The organism is Paenirhizobium selenitireducens ATCC BAA-1503 (assembly GCF_000518785.1).
Taxonomy (GTDB): Bacteria; Pseudomonadota; Alphaproteobacteria; order Rhizobiales; family Rhizobiaceae; genus Allorhizobium; species Allorhizobium selenitireducens.
The window spans coordinates 282676-305215 of record NZ_JAEG01000009.1; the positions used below are offsets into that span (position 1 = coordinate 282676).

The 22540-nt window shown below is 61.6% G+C and carries 16 protein-coding genes and 1 pseudogene; 8 read left to right on the plus strand and 9 right to left on the minus strand.

Going from position 1 to position 22540, the window contains the following annotated elements:
* Positions 1–134: 134 nt before the first annotated feature.
* The 7 genes from L867_RS0114685 (at position 135) to cysG (ending at position 10509) form a co-directional block, all read left to right on the plus strand.
* The gene (locus tag L867_RS0114685; protein WP_028737603.1) at positions 135–1433 is read left to right on the plus strand and encodes a CmpA/NrtA family ABC transporter substrate-binding protein; all 1299 of its coding nucleotides are present in this window, start codon (positions 135–137) and stop codon (positions 1431–1433) included.
* 197 nt (positions 1434–1630) lie between these two features.
* Entirely contained in the window at positions 1631–2524 is an 894-nt protein-coding gene (ntrB, locus tag L867_RS0114690) for a nitrate ABC transporter permease (RefSeq protein ID WP_028737604.1), read from the plus strand.
* Positions 2525–2535: 11 nt separating this feature from the next.
* Entirely contained in the window at positions 2536–3333 is a 798-nt protein-coding gene (locus L867_RS0114695) for an ABC transporter ATP-binding protein (RefSeq protein WP_028737605.1), read from the plus strand.
* Positions 3334–3338: 5 nt separating this feature from the next.
* Positions 3339–5801, plus strand: a complete 2463-nt coding sequence (gene nirB, locus L867_RS0114700) for a nitrite reductase large subunit NirB (RefSeq protein WP_028737606.1) — start codon at positions 3339–3341, stop codon at positions 5799–5801.
* A gap of 169 nt (positions 5802–5970) precedes the next feature.
* A complete protein-coding gene (nirD, locus tag L867_RS0114705; protein ID WP_028737607.1) occupies positions 5971–6300 on the plus strand; it encodes a nitrite reductase small subunit NirD in 330 nt (109 codons plus the stop codon).
* Positions 6301–6347: 47 nt separating this feature from the next.
* Positions 6348–9020 carry a nitrate reductase gene (locus L867_RS0114710; protein WP_028737608.1) on the plus strand — a complete coding sequence of 891 codons (2673 nt, stop codon included), beginning with the start codon at positions 6348–6350 and terminating at the stop codon, positions 9018–9020.
* Positions 8977–10509 (plus strand): siroheme synthase CysG, encoded by a 1533-nt coding sequence (gene cysG, locus L867_RS25340; RefSeq protein WP_051438994.1) that lies wholly within the window; start codon positions 8977–8979, stop codon positions 10507–10509. The genes L867_RS0114710 and cysG overlap by 44 nt, the downstream gene beginning before the upstream one ends.
* 363 nt (positions 10510–10872) lie before the next feature.
* Here cysG and L867_RS26920 read toward each other — a convergent pair.
* The 9 genes and pseudogenes from L867_RS26920 to L867_RS0114765 all read right to left on the minus strand — a co-directional run bounded on the left by L867_RS26920 (position 10873) and on the right by L867_RS0114765 (position 21199).
* A pseudogene (locus L867_RS26920) lies at positions 10873–11611 on the minus strand (IS5 family transposase).
* Positions 11612–11684: 73 nt separating this feature from the next.
* Positions 11685–12503, minus strand: coding sequence for a MipA/OmpV family protein (locus L867_RS0114730; RefSeq protein WP_051439001.1), 819 nt, complete (start codon positions 12501–12503; stop codon positions 11685–11687).
* Between the two features lie 176 nt (positions 12504–12679).
* Positions 12680–13012, minus strand: coding sequence for an ArsR/SmtB family transcription factor (locus L867_RS0114735; protein ID WP_028737611.1), 333 nt, complete (start codon positions 13010–13012; stop codon positions 12680–12682).
* A gap of 130 nt (positions 13013–13142) precedes the next feature.
* Positions 13143–14255 (minus strand): ABC transporter permease, encoded by a 1113-nt coding sequence (locus tag L867_RS0114740; RefSeq protein WP_028737612.1) that lies wholly within the window; start codon positions 14253–14255, stop codon positions 13143–13145.
* Positions 14256–14257: 2 nt separating this feature from the next.
* Positions 14258–17014, minus strand: a complete 2757-nt coding sequence (gene rbbA, locus L867_RS0114745) for a ribosome-associated ATPase/putative transporter RbbA (protein WP_028737613.1) — start codon at positions 17012–17014, stop codon at positions 14258–14260.
* Entirely contained in the window at positions 17011–18075 is a 1065-nt protein-coding gene (locus tag L867_RS0114750; protein WP_037173452.1) for an HlyD family secretion protein, read from the minus strand. The genes rbbA and L867_RS0114750 overlap by 4 nt, the downstream gene beginning before the upstream one ends.
* Before the next feature lie 82 nt (positions 18076–18157).
* Positions 18158–18988 (minus strand): DUF3313 domain-containing protein, encoded by an 831-nt coding sequence (locus L867_RS0114755; RefSeq protein ID WP_051438995.1) that lies wholly within the window; start codon positions 18986–18988, stop codon positions 18158–18160.
* A gap of 201 nt (positions 18989–19189) precedes the next feature.
* On the minus strand, positions 19190–20527 hold the full coding sequence (locus L867_RS0114760) for a sensor histidine kinase (RefSeq protein ID WP_028737616.1): 1338 nt from the start codon (positions 20525–20527) through the stop codon (positions 19190–19192).
* A complete protein-coding gene (locus L867_RS0114765) occupies positions 20528–21199 on the minus strand; it encodes a response regulator transcription factor (RefSeq protein ID WP_028737617.1) in 672 nt (223 codons plus the stop codon).
* 189 nt (positions 21200–21388) lie between these two features.
* Between L867_RS0114765 and L867_RS0114770 the strand changes: the two genes are divergently transcribed.
* Positions 21389–22540, plus strand: a complete 1152-nt coding sequence (locus L867_RS0114770; RefSeq protein ID WP_028737618.1) for an efflux RND transporter periplasmic adaptor subunit — start codon at positions 21389–21391, stop codon at positions 22538–22540.

The following is a 22540-nucleotide window of genomic DNA, read 5'->3' on the forward strand; positions in this document are numbered from 1 at the left end:
TCAGCGCCGGGAACCATCAGACACCGACGTCGCAGGCTTCCTTGCTGTCAGGACTTAACCGTCCGGACAAAGCAGGTTGGCTCGCGGCGTTTTTTTGTATTCCGAATCTCCGTCACACCAGAGGGACGCTTGCCATGACGAAGACTACAGGAACGGCCGTCACGCGCCGCAGCATACTGAAAACAACGGCTACGGCAGCGCTGATCAGCGCGGTTCGCACCGCATTTCCCTCGGGCGCCTTTGCGGCTGCGGCCGGCCCGGAGGTCAAGGGCCTGAAACTCGGCTACATCGCACTCACCGACTCCGCACCGCTGATCATCGCCAAGGAAAAGGGACTTTTCGACAAGTTCGGGCTGACCGAAGTAGAGGTTCTGAAGCAGGCATCGTGGGGTGCCACGCGCGACAACCTGGTGCTGGGCGGTGCCGCCAACGGCATCGATGGCGCCCACATCCTCACCCCCATGCCCTACCTCATGTCCACCGGCAAGGTCACGCAGAACAACGTGCCGGTACCGATGGCGATCCTCGCCCGCCTGAACCTGGACAGCCAGGGCATTTCCGTTGCCAAGGAATATGCCGCAACGGGCGTGCAGCGTGACGCCTCCAAGCTGAAGGAAGCATTCGCCGCCAAGAAGGCTGCCGGCAACGAGATCAAGGTCGCCATGACTTTCCCTGGCGGCACGCATGACCTCTGGATCCGCTATTGGCTGGCTGCCGGTGGCATCAACCCGGATACGGATGTCTCCACGATTGTCGTTCCGCCCCCGCAGATGGTGGCCAACATGAAAGTCGGCAATATGGACGCCTTCTGCGTGGGCGAGCCATGGAACGAGCAGCTGGTCAACCAGGGCATCGGCTTTACCGCCTGTACCACCGGCGAGCTTTGGAAGGGCCACCCTGAAAAGGCGCTCGGTGTCAGATCCGAATGGACGGAGCAAAATCCGAACGCCGCCAAGGCCTTGCTGATGGCCGTGATGGAAGCCCAGATGTGGGCGGATAGCATGGATAACAAGGAGGAAATGTCGGCGATCCTGGGAAAGCGTCAGTGGTTCAACGTGCCACCGAAGGATGTCGCCGGACGCCTCAAGGGAACGATCAACTATGGCAATGGCCGGGTGGTCGAGAGTTCGGGGTTGGAGATGAAGTTCTGGAAGGATCACGCCTCCTATCCCTTCAAGAGCCACGACGCCTGGTTCCTGACGGAGAATGTCCGCTGGGGCAAGTTCGCGCCCGACACCGACATCAAGGCCCTGGTCGACAAGGTCAACCGCGAGGACATCTGGCGCGCCGCCGCCAAGGATCTGGGCCTGGCCGCCGCCGACATTCCGACGTCCACCTCGCGCGGCGTGGAAACCTTCTTCGACGGCAAGGTCTTCGATCCGGAAAACCCGAAGGCCTATCTCGACAGCCTGACGATCAAGGCCGGCGCGTGATTTGCCTTCTCCCCAGCGGGGAGAAGGTGGCCCGGTAGGGCCGGATGAGGGGGAGCGAAGCTCACGCATGTTGTGCACTTGGCCCCCTCATCGCCTCGCATACGCTCGGCACTTCTCCCCGCTGGGGAGAAGAGGAAAGCCGATCCGCTCGCAGCTCCAGACGAAGACCGATGACTGTAACCGGTAAGGACCAGACCATGACCGCAACCGCCCGCAAGACCGAGGTGCCGATCACCGTCCCGACGACCAGGGGCGGGACCGTCGTGCAGATGGTGAAACGCCCGGCCCGCAAGCTCGACCTGAGCCGCATCGGCGCAAGCATGGCCCGCAATGTCGTGCCGCCGCTCGTCGTCGCGGTGCTCCTTCTCGCGCTCTGGCAGTTGACCTGTTCGCAGCCGGGCTCCAGCCTTCCGCCGCCATCTCAGGTCTGGATCGACAGTTTCGACCTGATCGCCTACCCCTTCTTCAACTACGGCCCGCAGGATATCGGCCTTGCCTGGCGCGTGCTGATCTCGCTTGAGCGCGTGGCAATAGGCTTCAGTCTTGCGGCCATGGTCGGTGTGTTCCTCGGCGCCTTGGTCGGCCAGTCGATCTGGGCGATGCGTGGTCTCGACCCGATCTTCCAGATCCTGCGCACGGTGCCGCCGCTCGCGTGGTTGCCGCTGTCCCTTGCCGCCTTCCAGGACAGCAACCCCTCGGCGATCTTTGTCATCTTCATCACCTCGATCTGGCCGGTGATCATCAACACCGCCGTCGGCGTGCGCAACATTCCCGACGACTATCGCAACGTCGCCAAGGTGCTGCGCCTCAATCCGCTGGAATTCTTCGTGCGCATCATGGTGCCAGCCGCCGCCCCTTACATCTTCACCGGCCTGCGCATCGGCATCGGCCTGTCGTGGCTGGCGATCGTTGCCGCCGAAATGCTGACCGGCGGCGTTGGCATCGGCTTCTTCATCTGGGATGCGTGGAATTCCTCGCGCCTTACCGACATCATCGTGGCGCTCGCCTATATCGGCGTAACCGGCTTCGTCCTCGACAAGCTCGTGGGCCTGCTCGGCTCGATCGTCACCCGCGGCACTGCCAAGAACTGAGGAGACGAGCCATGAACGCCTACCTTAAAATCGATCACGTCGATAAAAGCTTTGAACGCGCTGGTACAAAAACCGAGGTGCTGAAGGATATCTCGCTCACTATCGGCAAGGGCGAGTTTGTCTCCATCATCGGCCATTCCGGCTGCGGCAAGTCCACGCTTTTGAACCTCATTGCCGGCCTCACCCGCGTTTCGGCCGGCGCCGTGCTGCTCGACAATGTGGAGGTGAACGCACCCGGCCCCGAACGCGCAGTCGTGTTCCAGAACCATTCGCTGCTGCCTTGGCTTACCGTTTATGAAAACGTCAATCTTGCCGTCTCGAAAGTGTTTGCCGGTAAGAAGAGCCGGGCGGAAAAGCACGACTGGGTGATGCGCAATCTGGACCTCGTCCAGATGGGGCATGCCAAGGACAAGCGCCCCGCCGAAATCTCGGGCGGCATGAAACAGCGCGTCGGCATCGCCCGTGCACTTTCCATGGAACCAAAGGTCCTGCTGCTCGACGAACCCTTCGGCGCGCTCGACGCCCTGACCCGCGCCCATCTGCAGGATGCGGTGATGGAGATCCATGCCCGGCTCGGCAATACCATGATCATGATTACCCATGATGTGGACGAAGCGGTGCTGCTCTCCGACCGCATCGTGATGATGACCAACGGACCCGCCGCCAAGATCGGCGAAATCCTCGATGTCCCGATCCCGCGTCCGCGCGACCGCATCGCGCTGGCCGCCGACCGCACCTATCTCAAATCCCGCGAAGCCGTGCTCAAGTTCCTTTACGAACGGCACCGCTTCGTCGAAGCCGCGGAGTGATGGCCATGCCAGAGGGAAGAACTGAAAAACTCGTCATCATCGGCAATGGCATGGCGCCGGGGCGCATGCTGGAACACCTGTTCGAACTGGCACCCGGCCAGTTCGAGGTGACCATCTTCAACGCCGAACCACGCGTCAACTATGACCGCATCATGCTCTCGCCGGTTCTGTCCGGCGAGAAGACCTACGAGCAGATCGTCATCCATGGCGACGGCTGGTATGTCGACCACGGCATCATGCTCTACAAGGGCCACAGGATCGTCGCGCTCGACCGGGACAGGAAGACCGTCACCTCCGACCACGGCGTGACGGAGAGCTATGACAAGCTGGTGATCGCCACCGGCTCGGTCCCCTTCATCATTCCCGTCCCCGGTAGCGACCTGCCGGGCGTCATCACCTATCGCGACCTCGACGACGTGCAGGCCATGCTTTTGGCCGCCCAGTCCCGGGACAGGGCGGTGGTCATCGGCGGCGGCCTGCTCGGCCTCGAAGCCGCTGCCGGCCTTGCCCAGCGTGGCATGGATGTAACCGTGCTGCACGTCATGCCGACCCTGATGGAGCGCCAGCTCGATCCGGCCGCCGGTTACCTGCTGCAGAAGGCCGTCGAGGAGCGCGGCATCAAGGTGATCTGCAAGGCGAACACCAAGGCGATCGTCGGTGACGGCAGAGTCGAGGGCGTCGAGCTCGACGACGGCCGGATCATCCCGGCGACGCTGGTGGTGATGGCCGTGGGCATCCGTCCGAATGTCGCTCTCGCCAAGGAGGCGGGTCTCGCCGTCAACCGCGGCATCGTCGTCGACGCCGGCATGCAGACCTCCGACGGAGACATCCTGGCGCTCGGCGAATGCGCCGAAGTCGGCGGCATGGTCTACGGTCTCGTCGCCCCGCTCTACGAAATGGCGCGGATCGCCGCCTCGCATCTCTCCGGCGACCGCACACCCGCCTTCGTCCATTCCGACACGCCGACCAAGCTCAAGGTCACCGGCATCGAGCTCTATTCGCTCGGCGATTTCGCCGATGGCGACGACCGCCAGGAAATCGTGCTGCGCGATGCCACCGCTGGCGTCTACAAGCGCCTCGTCATCAGGGACAACCGCATCATCGGCACGGTGCTCTATGGCGAAACCGCCGACGGCGCCTGGTTCAACGACCTGAAGAAGAAGGGCACCGACATCTCCGCGATGCGCGACACCCTGATCTTCGGCCAGGCCTATCAGGGAGGGTCCCCGCTGGACCCTATGGCGGCCGTTGCAGCCTTGCCGGATGATGCGGAAATCTGCGGCTGCAACGGCGTCTGCAAGGGCAGAATCACCTCCACGATCACGGCCAAAGGCCTGACATCGCTGGACGACGTGCGCGCCCATACGAAGGCCTCGGCCTCTTGCGGTTCCTGCACCGGCCTTGTCGAGCAGCTGATGGTTCTGACGCTTGGGGACCAATACAATCCCGCAGCCGTGACACCGATGTGTACCTGCACCGAGCTTGGCCATGATGACGTGCGCCGGCTGATCAAGGCCAAGGGCTTGAAGACCATCCCGGCCGTCATGCAGGAACTGGAGTGGAAGACCTCCTGCGGCTGCGCCAAATGCCGCCCGGCGCTCAACTACTACCTGGTCTGCGACTGGCCGAACGAATATGCCGACGACTACCAGTCGCGCTATATCAACGAGCGGGTGCATGCCAATATTCAGAAGGACGGTACCTATTCCGTCGTGCCGCGCATGTGGGGCGGCGTGACCAATGCGGCCGAACTGCGCGCCATCGCCGACGTGGTCGACAAGTTCGAGATCCCGATGGTCAAGGTCACGGGCGGCCAGCGCATCGATCTGCTCGGCATCGAGAAAGAGGATCTGCCCGCAGTCTGGGCCGATCTCGGCAAGGCCGGCTTCATCTCCGGCCAGGCCTATGCCAAGGGACTTAGAACCGTAAAAACCTGCGTCGGCTCCGACTGGTGCCGCTTCGGAACGCAGGATTCGACAGGCCTTGGCATCCGCATCGAGAAATTCATGTGGGGCTCCTGGACACCGGCCAAGCTGAAGCTCGCCGTTTCGGGCTGTCCGCGCAACTGCGCCGAAGCGACCTGCAAGGATATCGGCGTGATCTGCGTAGACTCCGGTTTCGAGATCCACTTCGCAGGCGCCGCCGGCCTCGACATCAAGGGCACCGATATTCTGGGTCTCGTGAGGACCGAGGACGAGGCGCTCGAGCACATCGTGGCGCTCACCCAGATGTACCGCGAGCAGGGCCGCTATCTCGAGCGCATCTACAAATGGGCGAAACGCATCGGCCATGACGAGATTCGCCGGCAGATCATGACCGATGAGGTCAAGCGCCGGGCCTATTACGAGCGCTTCGTCTTTTCCCAGAAATTCGCCCAGGTCGACCCGTGGTCGGAACGTGTCTCGGGCAAGGACAAGCACGAGTTCAAGCCCATGGCGACCGTCGGCTATTCGGCGGCGGCGGAATAGGTCTCCCTCTTCTCCCCAGCGGAGAGAAGTGCCGAGCGCATGCGAGGCGATGAGGGGGCCAGTGGCACAAGCGCCCCCTCATCCGACCCGACCGGGCCACCTTCTCCCCGCTGGGGAGAAGAGGCAGCCGGCGCTTCGAAGTTGGACAATAATTGAGGAAACGAAACCCATGAACTGGATTGCCATCGGTCATATCGACGAAATCCCGCTTCGCGGCGCACGCTGCGTCAAGACTCCGGAGGGCAAGATCGCCGTGTTCCGCACGGGCGACAACGAGGTCTTCGCCATCGAGGACCACTGCCCCCACAAGGGCGGCCCGCTTTCCCAGGGCATCGTGCACGGCAAGGCCGTGACCTGCCCCCTGCACAACTGGGTGATCTCGCTCGAAACCGGCCGCGCGCTCGGTGCCGACGAGGGCGAAGTCCGCACCATCGCGGTGCGCAACGAGGGCGGCCACCTGTCGATCGCGCTCGAAAGCCTGATGATGGCGGCGGAGTAGGCGGATGAGGAGCAAGGGTAGGCAGAGACAAATAGGGGGAACTGCGAATGCCCACTGAAACCCGCACCACCTGTCCCTATTGCGGTGTCGGCTGCGGCGTGATTGCCACGGTCGATGATCATGGTGACGTCAGCGTCAAGGGTGACCCAGATCATCCGTCCAATTTCGGCCGCCTGTGCTCCAAGGGCTCAGCGCTCGCCGAAACGCTCGATCTCGACGGCCGCGTGCTGGCCCCGGAAATCGCCGGGCAGCCGGTCGGCTGGGATCAGGCGCTGGATCTGGTCGCCACCCGCTTTGCCGACACCATCGCCGAGCACGGCCCCGACGCCGTCGCCTTCTACGTCTCCGGCCAGATGCTGACCGAGGACTACTACGTTGCCAACAAGCTGATGAAAGGCTTCATCGGCTCGGCCAATATCGACACCAATTCGCGCCTCTGCATGGCATCCTCGGTCGCGGGCCATCGTCGTGCCTTCGGGGCTGATACGGTGCCCGGAACCTACGAGGATCTGGAGCTTGCCGATCTGGTGGTGCTTGTCGGCTCCAACATGGCCTGGTGCCATCCGGTCCTCTACCAGCGCATCGCGGCTGCCAAGCTCGCCCGGCCCGGTATGAAAGTGGTGGTGATCGATCCGCGCCGCACGGCAACGTCGGACATTGGCGATCTGCATCTCTCCATCCGCCCGGATGGCGATGTGGCCCTGTTCAGCGGGTTGCTCGCCCATCTGGTCAACGAGGGCGTGATCGACCAGAGCTATATCGCAAGCCACACCCGGGGCTTTGCCGAGGCCTTTGCGGCAGCTGATCTGTCCATGGCCGATCTTATTGAAGCGACTGGCCTGCCAGCCAGGCAGATCCGCCAGTTTTTTGAGCTCTTTGCAAGGACCACAAAGGTGGTCACCTGTTACAGCCAGGGGGTCAACCAGTCATCCAGCGGGTCAGACAAGGTGAACGCGATCATCAACTGTCACCTGGCGACAGCTCGCATCGGGCGCCCCGGCATGGGGCCGTTTTCACTGACCGGCCAGCCGAATGCCATGGGCGGGCGTGAGGTGGGCGGGCTTGCCAATATGCTGGCGGCGCATATGACGCTGGAAAATCCCGATCACCGTGAGCGCGTGCAACGCTTCTGGAACGCGCCGCGCATGGCCGACAAGCCGGGATTGAAGGCGGTCGAGATGTTCGAAGCGGTGGCCGACGGGCGCATCAAGGCGCTCTGGATCATGTCCACCAATCCGGTCGTTTCCATGCCGGACGCCGATCGGGTGAGGGCGGCCATCGCCCAATGCCCCTTCGTGGTTGTCTCCGACATCGAAAGCCGCACCGATACGGCGCGCCTGGCCCATGTGCTGTTGCCGGCCACCGGCTGGGGCGAGAAGTCCGGCACCGTCACCAATTCCGAACGGCGCATTTCGCGCCAGCGGCCCTTCCTCGCCTCGCCCGGCAAGGCGCGGCCGGACTGGTGGCAGATGACGGAAGTGGCGCGGCGGATGGGGTTCGCGAAAGCCTTTCCTTACGAAAATGCTGCCGGGATCTTTGCCGAGCACGCACGTCTTTCTGGCTTCGAGAATGGCGGCGAGCGGGATTTTGATATCGGCGCGCATGGCAAGGACGACCAAAGCGCCTATGATGCGATGGTGCCCTTTCAGTGGCCGCAGCCAGAAGGCCGGTTGCCTGCCGATACCCGCTTCTTCGCCGAAGGTCGCTTCTATCATTGCGATGGCAAGGCCCGCTTCGTTGCAACGCCTGCCCGCATTCCGCACCGCACGGACGCGGCGTTTCCGCTGGTGCTGAATACCGGGCGGATCCGCGACCATTGGCACACCATGACGCGCACCGGGAAAAGTGCGCGCCTGTCTGCCCACATCGCCGAACCCTTTGCCGAGATCCATCCGCTTGATGCCGCAATCCACAAGGTCACCCATGCCGATCTCGTTGAGCTTTGCGCCGAGAACGGTTCAAGGGTGATCGTGAGGGCGCTCTTGTCGGAACGGCAAAGCCCGGGCTCCATCTTCGTGCCGATGCACTGGACGGAAGAAACGGCCTCACTTGCCCGCATCGATGCGCTGATCCCGCCCCTCACCGATCCGGTCTCGGGGCAGCCGGCCCTGAAACATGTCGCGGTATCGATGACACGTTTTGCTCCGAGCGCTCACGCGTTTGCTGTGAATACCCAAAAGCCTGACGCGCTTGATGCCAGCTATTGGGCCCTGGCGAAGGCCGATGGTGGATATCGTATGGAACTGGCCTTCGACCAGCCAATAGGCGACTGGGAAGCCTGGGCACGGCGTATCTTTTCCATCGCGCAAGACGCCACCCTGTCCGGCTATGCCGATCATCATGGCGGCGATACGAGGCTTGCCTTCTTTGTCGAGAACCGGCTGGTTTGCGCCCTGTTCGTCGCCCGCACACCGGTGTCGGTGTCGCGCAACTGGCTCGTGGGTCAGTTGGGCCAGTCCCAACCAGACAGCCACCAACGCAATGCGCTTGTTGCCGGTCGTCCGGCTAGGGACCGGCCGGACCCTGGTGCCACCGTCTGCTCCTGCTTCAGCGTGGGCGTCAATCAGATCGCAGCCGCCGCGAAGAGCGGCTGCGTCACCGTTGAAGCGATCGGCACAAAACTGGGGGCCGGAAGCAATTGCGGCTCCTGCCGCCCGGAAATCAGGAGGATTCTCGATGCAACAACAATCGACACGAGCATCGTCATCGCCGCGGAGTGACAGCTCCGAGCGCATTTCAGATCTCGCCAAACTGCCCCTCTTCTGGGATCTCGCCGGCAAGTCTGTCGTTGTCGCAGGCGGATCCGAAGGTGCCGCATGGAAAGCAGAACTCTTGATGGCAGCCGGTGCCATCGTACATGTCTATTGCCCCGAAGACGCGCTTGGTGACACGATGCAAACTCTGCTGCGCAAGGCCGAAGATCCGGAAACGACCAAACCGCCCGCAGCCATTCTCCATGCACATCAATGGCATCTCGGCATTTTTGCCGGGGCCTCGATGGCGCTTGCAGATTGCGAGACCGACGCGGAGGCGCATGCCTTTGCCTGCGCTGCCAAAGCCGCCGGCGTGCCTGTCAACGTGATTGACAAGCCCGCCTATTGCCAGTTTCAGTTTGGCTCGATCGTCAATCGGTCGCCCGTGATCGTTGCCATCTCGACAGACGGCGCAGCCCCGATCCTGGCACAGGCCATTCGCCGCCGGATCGAGACGCTTTTGCCCCCCGCATTGAAGGACTGGGCCCGCCTGGCACACAATATCCGTGAGGAGGTGAATATCAGACTCACTCCCGGCCCCCGGCGCCGCAGATTCTGGGAGGGCTTTGTCGATTCTGCATTTTCCACCACACGCCCCCCGACCGAGACAGAGCACGCAGGTTTCCTGAAGAAAGCCTCGATCCTTGGCGACGCCCCGGCAACCGGTCGGGTCACTCTGGTTGGCGCAGGGCCGGGCGATGCCGAACTGCTGACGTTGAAGGCCATGCGCGCCTTGCAGGCTGCAGATGTCATTCTCTTCGACGATCTCGTATCCGACGAAGTTCTTGAACTGGCACGCCGTGAAGCCAAGCGCATGCTGGTTGGAAAAAGGGGTGGCCGGGCGAGCTGTCACCAGGAAGACATCAACGAGATGATGGTGAAATTTGCCCGGGCCGGCAAGCACGTGGTCCGGCTGAAGTCAGGCGATCCGATGATATTCGGACGCGCAGGCGAGGAGATCGAACGGCTCCGGCGCGAGGGTATTGCTGTCGACGTGGTGCCCGGCATTACCGCAGCTATCGCCATGGCGGCCGCACTCGGCGTCTCCCTGACGCACCGCGACCATGCCCAGCAGGTCCGCTTTGTGACCGGGCATTCAAGGCATGGCGAGCTTCCGGACAAGCTCGATTGGAAAGGTCTCGCGGACCCGAACCAGACGACTGTGTTTTACATGGGTGGGCGCATGGCAGGCAGGATCGAGCAGACTTTGCGCAACAGCGGCATGCCCGCCTCGACCCCCGCAGTGGTCGTCTCGGCGATCAGCCGCTTCAACGAACAGCGCTGGGCCGGGTCCCTCGGACAATTGCGAGCCGCCGTCGATGATCTCGGTCTGGAAAGCCCTATTCTGATCGGCGTTGGCCAAGCCTTTTCGGCTTCGACCTCGACGGCACAAGCCGACAGGCCAATGGTTCGCTCCCTGTCTCCCGATCATTCAACATTGCATGCGTTCAGATAGCATTCGCGTTTCTGAATGGCCCAAGAACGGACACAGTCCGCACACAGCCGAAAGCCCCGCTGGCGAGAGCCGCGCGGGGCTCTCGAACCTCTCCAAAGCAATGTTGAGAGATAGGCTTAATTATGGAACATTCCCCCCAAAATCGAAAGCTGTTGCCAGGATTCACCAAATTGCCACTATTGCTACGGCAGGTTGAATAAAAATGCGCTGGCGATGTTTCAGATCGGTTTGACCGCTGCCACCAGCATCTCGTTGCTGACGACATTCTCGCGAGCGTAAAATTCCTAAAATAGAATTAGGCTCACCATGCAATGAAGACGCGAAGAGAATTTCTAGGCTCAGGACTCATTAATCGAGCCAGTATCAGCAAGTCGCTGCGGTGAGGATCGCGGATAGGAAGGTTTGGGCGCATCGGTCGTATCTGGTAGCGATGCGCCTCCAGTCCTTGATCCTGCCGAACATGTTCTCGATACGATATCGTTGCCTATAGAAGACTTTGTCGTAGTCGGCCGGGTTGCGTCGCTTCTTGCGTGGTGGAATTCAGGGCGAAATATCCTTGTCTTTCAATCTGTTGCGAAACCAGTCGGCGTCGTAACCACGACTTGCCAGCAATTCCCTGGCTTTAGGCAAGCGATCGAGCAGGTGCCGGGCACCCTGGTAGTCGCTGGCCTGGCCCTGGGTGAGGAAAAACAACAACGGCCGCCCCAATCCATGACGGCGTGCAGCTTGGAATTCAGACCGCCTTTCGTTCGTCCGATACAGCGGGAAAGAGCCCCTTTTTTAGCAGACTGGCTGCGGTGCGATGGGCTTTCAGATGGGTGGCGTCGATCATCAGCCTGTCGGGTTGGCCTGCTTTCCCCGCAAGCGCCTCGAAAATCCGGTTGAAGACGCCGAGCCTGCTCCGGCGGATGAACCGGTTATAGAGCGTCTTGTGCGGGCAGTATTTTCTCGGCGCATCCTTCCACTGAAGTCCATGTTTCAAAACGTAAATGATCCCGCTCACGACCCTCAGATCATCCACGCGCTCGATGCCGTGGGCCAGAGGGAAATAGGGCCGGATGCGGCTGAACTGGGATGGCGTCAGCAAGAACAAATCACTCATGGCAAATCCTCCTGCCATGAGTGAATCAAAACAACGCCAAATTGGGAAGGAGCTTAGTTAATACGGCCTGAGCCTAGAAGCGGTACACCACTCCAAGCATGGCGAACGGCTGTACATCATCCTTGACGAGCGGACTGTCCTTTGCGTCACCCAATAGAAAGCCAGCTCCGGCCGAGCCAGTGACGAGCCAGTTCTCGGTCACCATGTAGGTGATTGAGGCCTTGAGATCGACGCGCTTCACGCCCGCTTCGGCATCGTATTGGGCGAGACCCGATCCGGCTGACTGGCCCGCAGTTATGCCGAAATATGACGCCATGTGCTTGTCGTCGGCCCAGGTGCCAGAGACATCGGCCGAGAAAATGAAGCGCTCGTATCGGTAGGATGCCTTGGTGCCGACCGTGCCGGTCAGGCCGTCACTGCCGCCGATCGTCTTGTCGATCTTTCCGTACACCTCGAACGGACCCCGCTCGTAGCTGACGATACCGCCGATGACGCCACCGGCATCGATATCGCCCAGGCCACGCAGATAGTCGGAATCATCTTCCTTGCGGCCGAGTTCGTAGCCCCCCTTGATTCCGACCCGGAAGCCGTTTGTCTCGTAGAGATCGACAGTGACTCCGGTAATATCGACGCTGACGCGATCGCCAAACTCCGCCGAGAAGATCGGGAACGGATTGATGTCGAACTTGTCCGAACCTTCGTACTCCGGCATGTAGATCGCGCCTGCGCCCACGGTCACTTTCCAGTCCGCCAGCCGGTCGCGGAAATCGCCATATCGGGCGGTATCGAACGGCTGGGGAGGAACGATCGCGGCATCGGAAGTTTCGAGGTCGGCTGCAAGGGCTGCCATCGGAAGAATGGCAAGCGCGGTTGTGAATGCTGCCAGGCGCAGGGCCTGTCGATCAAGTCTGCACTGTTGCGTCCGGGAGGCGCGCGCTTTGCAATGGGTCACTTCATAACTCCTGTTGTGGTCTGTGGAAAACACATCGCGCGCCCTGTCATGACGGTTGCAGCGGGCTGGACCGACTGAACCGAGCGTGCGGACGACATGTCGATTTTGGGACGGGTTCAAAGGGATTTCCCTTTTGTCGCAACACTGCCCCTGCCGAAATTCGGGCCTAACTCATCGAGCGCGGCGAGAAGCAGTTTTACGGAAGGCGACGAACTGGAATAATAGATCGTCTGTGCTTCACGCCGGCCTTCGACGAGTTGCCTTCCGCGCAGCTTTGAAAGATGCTGCGACAAGGCCGACTGGCTAAGGCCGACATGGGTTGCGAGTTCACCCACCGAATATTCGCGCTCGATCAGCGAGCGCAGGATCAAGAGACGTTTCGGGTTGGCTGCTGCAGACAGAAGACCTGCGGCCACAGCGCAATGATCAGACATTCTGGCGGTGTTCATCAGATTTCCCCGGTTGCGTTGCCATGACCAGCCCCTCGGCGGGATGAAGCACACACTGTCGGGGAAGGATTGCCGCAACATTACATACGGTTTTGCAGTTTCGCCGGGATGCCACGGGCCAGCAGGGCCGTCACTTGAGAAACGCCCGGAACCTTTTCAACGAAAACGCAAACAGGGCCGCACCGATCACCACCAGCATGACGATCTGCGGCCAGACGACATCGAGACCGGCCCCGCGAAACAGGACGGCTTGAGCAAGGATGATGAAGTGCGTGTTCGGAGCGGCGAACATGATCCATTGCACCACTCCCGGCATGCTTTCGAGCGGCGTCGAGCCGCCGGACAAGACCTGGAGCGGCAGCAGGACCAGCATGAGCAACAGCCCGAACTGCGGCATGGAGCCCGCCGCGGTTGCAAGGAAGATGCCGAGCGATGTCGTGGCGAAGAGCTGGAGAATGGCGGCAAGCAAGAACAGGAGCAGCGAGCCCTGAAGCGGTATGGCGAGCAGGCCTTGCACAATGACCACCAGCGAGAACGACGAGGCGATCAGCACGACAAGGCCCATGGACCAGATCTTGCTGACCATGATTTCCAGCGGCGTGACCGGCATGACCAGAAGATGCTCGATCGTCCCGTGCTCACGCTCGCGGATGAGCGCGGCGCCCGCAAGCACGATCGAGAGCATGGTGATGTGGTTGATGATGCCCGACACGGCGCTGAACCAGCCGGCATCGAGCTCCGGATTGAAGCGGGCGCGAACGCTCAGGTCAATCGAGAGATCGCTTTCGGCCCGATAGCCTTGCAGGAACTCTGTGACCTCGCCGCTGACGATGTTCTGGACATAACCGCTTCCCGTGAAGGCCTGGGTCATGCGGGTCGCGTCGACGTTGAGCTGTATGACCGGTGAGCGACCGGCCAGCAGATCGCGCTGGAAGTTCGGCGGTACATCCAGCGCGAAGGTGTCGAGCCCCTCGTCCATGCGCCTGTCCATCTCGGCGATCGAGATCATCTGCGGCTGTGTGAAGTAAGGCGCGTAGAAGGAGGTGATGATCCTGCCGGAAAGCGGCGACTGGTCCTCGTCGACGATGGCGATCGGCGCCCGGTTGAGCGTTTCGGGCGCCGATGTGGCGGCGGTGTAGACCGAAACCGTGAAGGCGAAGACGATCAGGACCATCATCACCGGATCACGCAGAAGGCCGCGAAGTTCCTTGATGCCGAGTTGCAGGACGTTCGCGGACAACATCCTTACCTCTCCTGCTTCTTCAGAAGGAGCGTCGCCGTGGCGAGCAGAACGGGCACGGCAACCGCCAGCGGAAGGAGCGTATTCCACAGTTCCGCAAACCCCAGGGCCTTCGAGAAGGCGCCACGCGAGGCCGTCATGAAATATGTCGTCGGATAGAGTTTTGCGATCACCGCACCGGCCCCTTCGAGGGAGGAAACCGGATCGGTGAGGCCGGAATACTGGGTCGCGGGAAGCAGCGTGATCAGCGCCGTGGCAAAGATCGCCGCGATCTGGTTCTTCATGAAGGCGGAGATGACGAGACCGAGGCCTGTCGTTGCCGTCACGTAAAGAAGCGCGGCCAGGACGAAAGCGGGGAAGCTGCCGGTGAACGGAACCTGAAACACGAACACCGCGAAGATGGTCAGCAACAGGAAGTTCAGCATGGCAAGCGCGATATAGGGAAGCTGCTTGCCGGCGAGGAATTCGAACTTCGTGACGGGCGTGACATAGAGATTGGTGATCGAGCCCAGTTCCTTCTCACGCACGACGCTGAGCGCCGCCAGCATCGACGGGATGAGAAGGAGCAATAGCGGAATGACTGCCGGCACCATGGCGACCAGGCTCTTCACATCCGGGTTGTAGCGGTAGCGCACCTCGATGCTGAAATCGGGCTGTGTCGCCGTCCGCCCCAGCACCTCCCTGGCCTTTGCAGAAAGCCATGTTCCATGCATTCCACGGAGGTAACCGCTGACGGTTTCGGCGCGTTTCGGATTCGATCCGTCGATCCAGCCGCCGATCTGGACGTTCTTTCCGCGCAGCACATCGCGGCCGAAGCCGGGGGGAATTTCCAGCGCCAGATTGATCTCGCCGTCGCGCATGCGACGATCCATGTCCTGATAGTCCGTGATGGGCAGCTTTTCGATGAAGTATCGCGAGCCGGCCAGCTCAAGGACATAAGCACGGCTGATGGTGGAATCGTCATGATCGAGGACGGCGAATGTGAGATCTTTCACGTCCATGTTGACGCCAAAGCCGATGACGAACAGGAGGATCAGGCTTCCGAGCAATGCCATGGTGGCGCGGATGGGATCACGCACGAGTTCTAGCGTTTCGCGTCGCGCATAGCTGAGCATGCGGCGAGGATCGAAGAAGCGGTGGACGGATGGAGCCCGGCAGGGGGCCGTGGGGTGTGCTCCATCCGCCCTGTCAGCCCGAGGGACGGCCACAGGCTGATTGGCATGTTCGTGGGTTGCTTCTTCGAGATAGGCGATGAATGCTTCCTCCAGATTGGCCGCATCCTTCTTCCCGATGATGGCTTTCGGCGTATCGCTGACCAGAACCTTTCCGGCGTGCATGAGCGAGATACGGTCGCAGAGTTCCGCCTCGTTCATGAAGTGGGTCGAGACGAAGATGGTGACGCCATCCTTGCGTGAAAGATCGGCGAGGATCTGCCAGAAGCCGTCGCGTGCGATCGGATCGACGCCGGAGGTGGGCTCGTCGAGAATGAGGATATCGGGTGCATGGATCACGGCGACGGCGAGCGAAAGGCGCTGGCGTATGCCAAGCGGCTGCGCATCGGGCACCGCGTCCATGACGGCGCCGAGGTCGAACCTGTCCGCCATATCTTTGATCCGGGCTGGAATGCCGTCTTCATCCAGCTTGAACAGGCGCGCGTGCAGGTCGAGATTTTGCCGAACGGTCAGTTCGCCGTAGAGCGAGAAAGACTGGCTCATATAGCCGACACGTTGTCGAACACCCATGTCGTTGGGGTCCACCTGGTGCCCGAAGAGTTTTGCCGTGCCTTCGCTGGCCGCGAGAAGCCCGGTCAGCATCTTCATCGTGGTGGTCTTGCCGCAACCGTTGGAGCCGAGGAAGCCGAAGATCTCGCCGCGCGGGATCCTGAAGCTCACACTGTCGACCGCCGTGAAGTCGCCGAAACGCATCGTCAGGTGCTCGGCTTCGATGGCATAGCCGTCATGGCCCAGCCGGATCGGCGCAATCGTGACCTTGTGGTGCCCCTGCCGGTCTTCTTCCGGCAAGAGTTCGATGAAGGCGGCGTCGAGATTGTCGGTGCCGGTCCGCTCCAGAAGCCCCGCGGGCGCGCCGGTGGCAAGAATCCTCCCGGCGTTCATCGCCACCAGCCAGTCGAAACGGGCCGCCTCCTCCATGTAAGCAGTCGCGACAAGTACGCTCATGCCTGGCCGTTCACCGCGAATGCGATCGATGAGTTCCCAGAACTGGCGCCGCGACAGGGGATCGACGCCGGTGGTGGGCTCGTCCAGGATCAAGAGGTCGGGATCGTGAATGAGCGCGCAGCAAAGACCAAGTTTCTGCTTCATGCCGCCGGAAAGCTCGGCGGCGGGCCGGTCGCGAAACGGAGAAAGTCCGGTCGCCTCAAGCAGGTCGGCAATGCGCGCCGTGCGTTCTTCGCGGTCCTGGCCGAACAGCCGGCCGAAAAAGTCGACATTCTCGAAGATCGACAGCGTATGGTAGAGGTTCTTGCCGAGCCCCTGCGGCATGTAGGCAATGCGAGGGCAGATACGCCGACGATGGGAGGAGGAACTCATGTCTCCTCCAAGAACCTCGAGTGTCCCTCCCTGCATGGCGCGTGCGCCTGCGATCAGCGACAAAAAGCTCGACTTGCCCACGCCGTCCGGTCCGATCAATCCGACCATCCGGCCAGCCGGAATGTCGAGCGTGATATCGCCAAGCGCCGTTGTCTTTCCATAGACCAGGCGGAGGTCCTGCAAGCGGACGATGGGATTGCCGGTCCCACTCATCGCACCAGGTTGCCTTCAAGAAGAGCGGGCCAAGGTGTGGCGGGGTCGACACGGACATAGGCCGTTCCCGGCAGGCCGGTCTTCACGTCTTCGAGATAGCGCTGAAGCAGATCGGGCGGGATCTGCGCGCGCACCCGGAACATCAGCTTCAGGCGCTCCTCCTCGGTCTCCACGGTTTTCGGCGTGAATTGCGCGACATCCGCGACGAAGGAGACCTTCGCGGGGATCACGTGCCCCGGAACCGCATCCATGACAAGGCGGACTTCCGATCCGATGCTGATCCGGCCCGCCTGCTCGGTGGCTAAGAAGAAGGTCATATAGACATCTGTGATGTCGATCATGTTGACGACGCGGCCGCCACTCGAAAGCACCTCGCCGGGCTGGGCGACGCGATACTGGATACGCCCATCCCGTGGCGCCTTGAGTGTCGCATCCGCGATGTCGACTTCAAGGCTTTCGATCGACGCCTTTGCGGCTTCCACTGAAGCCTCTGCATCGATGACCTGCATGTTCGCTGCACCGATGCCCGCTTCGGATGCCGCTTGTGACGCCCGCGCGGCCGCCAGCGTCGCTCTTGTCCGACGCTGCGCGGACCTGTCGTCATCAAAGACCTGCTGCGAGATCGTATTGCCGCGGATGAGTTGTTCCGACCGGGCCAGCCTGCTCTCGGCCGCATCGAGTTCGGCTTGCCGCTGTTCAACGACGGCTGCAGCGGATTCGCGTTCGGCTCGCCGCTGGGCAACAACACTCCTGGCGGTTTCGATCGAGATCTTGGCGCGGCGAAGCTGGGCCTCGGCCTCCCTTTTTCGAGCGACAAGCTGAAGCGTATCCATCTGCGCGACCGTTTGGCCGGATTTCACGAATGCACCTTCCGAGACAAGGATGTCCTGCAGTCGTCCGGCCGTCTTCGCGGAGATGTCGATTTCCACGGCCTCGATCCGGCCGTTCCCGCTCGCTATGCCCGCAGGCAGACCGGCGCCGCCGGTCTGCGTCCACAGGACGTAGGCTGCGATACCGGCAATCGCGATTGCCCCGATGTAGATCCAGCGCCTGCCTTTCAACGTCCAGCGTCTCCCTGCCCCCGGAACGGCCCTGCCAACCCGGGTGAAGGGGCTTGCATTGTGCTGCCGATGTGCATCTTCACTATTGCCCGGCAGCTTTCGGCTGCTTGTCCGTCCATTGCGGCGGTGCGCCGACCTTGTCCGCGATGATGCCGGCCAGACCCGGCGACCTGCCGAAGGTGTCGCAGGCCGCATATTTGGGCTTGCCGCCGAGCGCGGATTGCATGCGCTGCCCCGACGGCAGGGAAAGATCCAGACCTTTCGGCTCCTTGCCGGTCATGAGCATGCGGGAGAAGTATTTCCCGAAATTCGCCGCCAGACTGTAGGCATCCCCGACTTCGGACACGCGCGCATTGTTGGTGATGGAGTTGGCACCCTTCGACCAGACGACCGCGGCTCGCTGCATGCCGGCACTGTCGATCGCCTCGGCTTCCACCGCCAGACCGCCTAGACCGGCCGGAAGACGCGGAATGCCGACCGGAAGCGCAAGGCTGCTCCCAAGCGAGACAGCCGTCGAGACGCCCGCAATGGCCTTGTTGGTCGGAACGATATCGGTGACGACGGCTCGCACAGTCAGGTCCGCGGGTTGACCGGCCGGCACCAGTTGATACTTGTCGCTGAGCGCCACGCAGACAGCACGGTCCAGGGCGTTCGTAACGAGAGAGCGATCCTGATCGGCCTTGATGCGCGAGGCGGCATTGGTCGAGAACGTGGTGGGCAGGATGGAGACGGTCCTGACAGCCGTCAGTCCCTGGGCGTCCACGAAACTCCGTGACTTCGTGAACTTGCCCTTGGCGGGACTGAGCTGGTTGTACGAGGTCAACGTTCCACCCTCCGTCAAGGGAACAGACGTACAACCAGAGGCGAGCAGGATAAGAGGCAGGCCCATCCCTGCAAGAACCGATCTACGCATCACCGGTCACCGGAAACACGGTATGTTGGATTCAGGTCGTCTCTTGCTGCTCATATTGCTCGGCCTCTGTCACGGATCACTATGTGCTGGACAGTGGGCACGAAGCATTGCGGCAGCATTACATAGGCCCCTTCGGCCAACGAAATGTCGCCCGGGCCATGGCTGCCCGTCGGAAGCCTGCCGTACTGAGACCTTCCAAGATCAGAACTGGATGGTGAAAGTGGTTCCCGACGCCGCGCTGTCGATAGTAACCCGGCCGTCATGATTGGCGACGATCTGCTTGACCAGGCTCAAGCCGAGCCCGGCGCCTTTGCTGCGCGGTGTGACACGATAGAACGGCTCGAAGACCTGCTCCCGCTGCTCTGCGGCTATCCCCGGCCCTTCGTCGGAAACCGCGATCCTGCCGTCTGCGGAGACGGAAACGGAGATCGTGCCGGTATTTCCACCGTGATCGATGGCATTGCGCACCAGGTTGCTGATCGCTCGCGGCAGGGCGGAGGGGCTTCCCTCCCGCTCGAACCTGTCCACCTCGCTGTCAAAGGAAATCTCGTAACCTGCCGCGATGGCCAGCGGCGCGAGATCCGCGACCACCGTGCGGGTGATGTCCACGAGATCGACAGTCTCGTGGGGGTTGGTCGCCTGATCGTTGCGCTCGAAGTCGAGAAGCTGTTCGGCGGTTTCGCCCAACCGCGCCACGTCCTGCATCAGTCTGCGACGCTCCGCCCCTTCGGACATCCCGTCGATCCGGGTCTGCATGATCGCAATCGGCGTCCGCAGTTCATGCGCCGCATCGATCAGGAAGCGCTGCCTTGCCTGGAACTGTTCCTCGAGCCGTTCGAGTATGCTGTTGAAGGCAATGATCAGCGGAACCACTTCCTTGGGCACGTCCTTGACCGGAAGCCGTGACCCGGAACGGCGGGGATCGATGTCCGGCGCCTTTCGAACGACGGAGTTCAGACCGGCGAGAGCGCGCCTCACTATTCGCGGAACAACGAGAAAGATTGCGGGTAATGCGATAACCAGAAGCGGAACATAGATTGGATACGTCTTCCTGAGCATCATCAGGAACGTGTCAGTCCTATTGGAATGGCCTCCATACATCACCCGGACCTCCCCGAGCGGTGTTTCAACGACATCGATGGAGGCGCTCTCATTGGTGTCGAGAGAGCCGCGTATGTCCGCGTCCTTTATGAGATGGAGATAGGGTGCCAGATCTGCATACGCAGTGGGCACCTCCCCATAGGATGCCGTCTTTCGGTCGGCTGTCGCCACAACAAACCAGAGACGATCACTCTCTGTGCTCCATGCGCGCAGCTGCGACCCTTCGACAATCCTGATTCCCCCCTGTTGATCGCGCGCAAGTGAATTTTGAAGGGCGTGGGTGAGCCGGTCCTGCATTCCCACATTGGGTGACAGGATCAAGGCTCCATAGATGCACAGGCCAGTGACCACAACAGCGACAACCGCGACGAAGACCACGCTTAGCTGCCAACTGAGTTTCCACCAAAGGGATCCGGCCGAGATGTCTTGCGCATCCATTTACTCTTCCCTCAGAAGGTATCCGACGCCGCGGATGTTGTGGACCATCACCCCAGCCGAGGCGTCCGACAAACGCTTTCGCAAACGGGAGATATGCGCGTCGAGCGCATTCGACTGGATTTCTTCTTCGTAATTGTAGACGGCGGCTTCGAGCGTGGAGCGCAGGACGGTCTTGTCCTTGCGCTTGGCAAGTGCCAAGAGCACCAGAAGCTCACGCCGGGGGAGATCGAACGGCGCCGCATTGACCGTCACGTGCAGATGAAGTGGATCGATCACGATGCGTCCGACCATGATCTGAGGCTCGACCAAGTTGGCCGGTCGCCTGAGCAAAGCGCGCAAGCGCGCCATCAGTTCCTCGACCAGGAACGGCTTGCCGAGGTAGTCGTCGGCACCTCCGTCGAGGCCCTCGATCCGCTCCATCGGCTCGTTTCGAGCCGTCAGTACGATGACTGGAGTGTCGACCCCTGCCCGCCTGAGCTTCGGGATGAAGGTCAACCCATCACCATCAGGAAGCCTCCGGTCGAGGAGAATGGCATCGTAGGTGTTCTGGCGCGTCAGCTCGCAGGCGTCAGCGAGCCGCATCGTGTGGTCGGTGACGATGCCCTGCTTGCCCAGAGCAGCCGTCAGGGCATCTGCCAGTTCCTTTTCGTCTTCGATCAGCAGAAGTCTCATGGCCAGCGCCCCTTTCATGTCTGCCTTTTCCACCTTCAAGGTTGCGGCAGCATTGCGGTCAGCATGATTGCGCCCGGTAATGCTCCTGCAATTGTCGGCACCTAACCATGAGAACAACCGGTCGCCCAGATATGCGACGAGGCCGCATCGAAGCGGCCGTGTTGAACTCGATGGGGAAGGATGCGCGTCATGGCCTTCAATTGGACAGCGAAAATTGCCAAGGCAGGGATACTCCTTGGCGGATGCATTCTTGCTTTCATGTATCTCGATCCTACCCGTGGCACGGTCGATGCGAACGAGCGGATAAAGGATATCGTGGCATCTGCGGCCCGGATCAGCAAACCGTTCGAACTGACGCATGCCGAGGTGACGAGTGTCGAGTCCGTCTCGATGGTCGAGCGTCTGCGTGTGAGCGGTGAGCTCCAGCCGGTCAACCGGGTGGTGATGCGGGCAAAGACCGGAGGCAAGATCCTCAATCTCGCCGTGCGCGAAGGAGAGAGGGTCAGGGCTGGCGACGTCATTTTGCGCTTCGAGACGGATGATCTTCGATCGACACTGCTGCAACGCGAGAGCGACCGCGACGCCGCCGAGGCAGAGCTGACGCTGGCCACGCAGGCACTGAGCCGGGCCGAGCAGCTTGCCGCCAAAAACGTCACGTCGAAAGAACAACTGGAAAAGGCCAAAAGCGACGTCACCGCGAACACATCGAGGGTCCAGAGCCTTTCTGCGCAAGTCGATATCGCCCGCGTCGCCCTTCGCGATGGGGAAGTCACGGCCCCTTTTGACGGCGTCGTTGCAAGCCGCGCGGTCGAGGCAGGCTCCCGCGTCAGCGCGGATGCCGAGTTGCTGACCATCGTCGATACCAGCGTCCTGGAAGCGAAGGTCCTGGTTTCCACCCGTGACATTACACGCGTTGCGGCAGGCCAGACCGCCGAACTGACGATCGATGGCATGGAAGGACAAACGATCGAGGGGACGGTCGCGCGGATCAATCCGGTTGCCGAAAGCGGCACGCGCTTCGTCCCGATCTATCTGCGGCTCTCCAATCGCGACGGACGGCTCTGGGGAGGAATGTTCGCCACCGGCTCGATCCTTGTCCGAGAAAAAGACGATGCGCTCGTCGTTCCGGTCATATCGCTGCGCAAAGACAGCGCAGGCGACTATGTGCTCAAGCTGCACAACGGCCATCTTCAGCGCCAGCCGGTGACCGTGAGACAGGACTGGAACGGTGGTAGTCTGATCGAGATCGCCGACGGCCTGAAGGACGGCGATACAATCGTGACCGCTCCCCTGCCAGAGCTGCAGCCCGATGTTGCCGTGACCCTCAACAAGGCCGGCTGA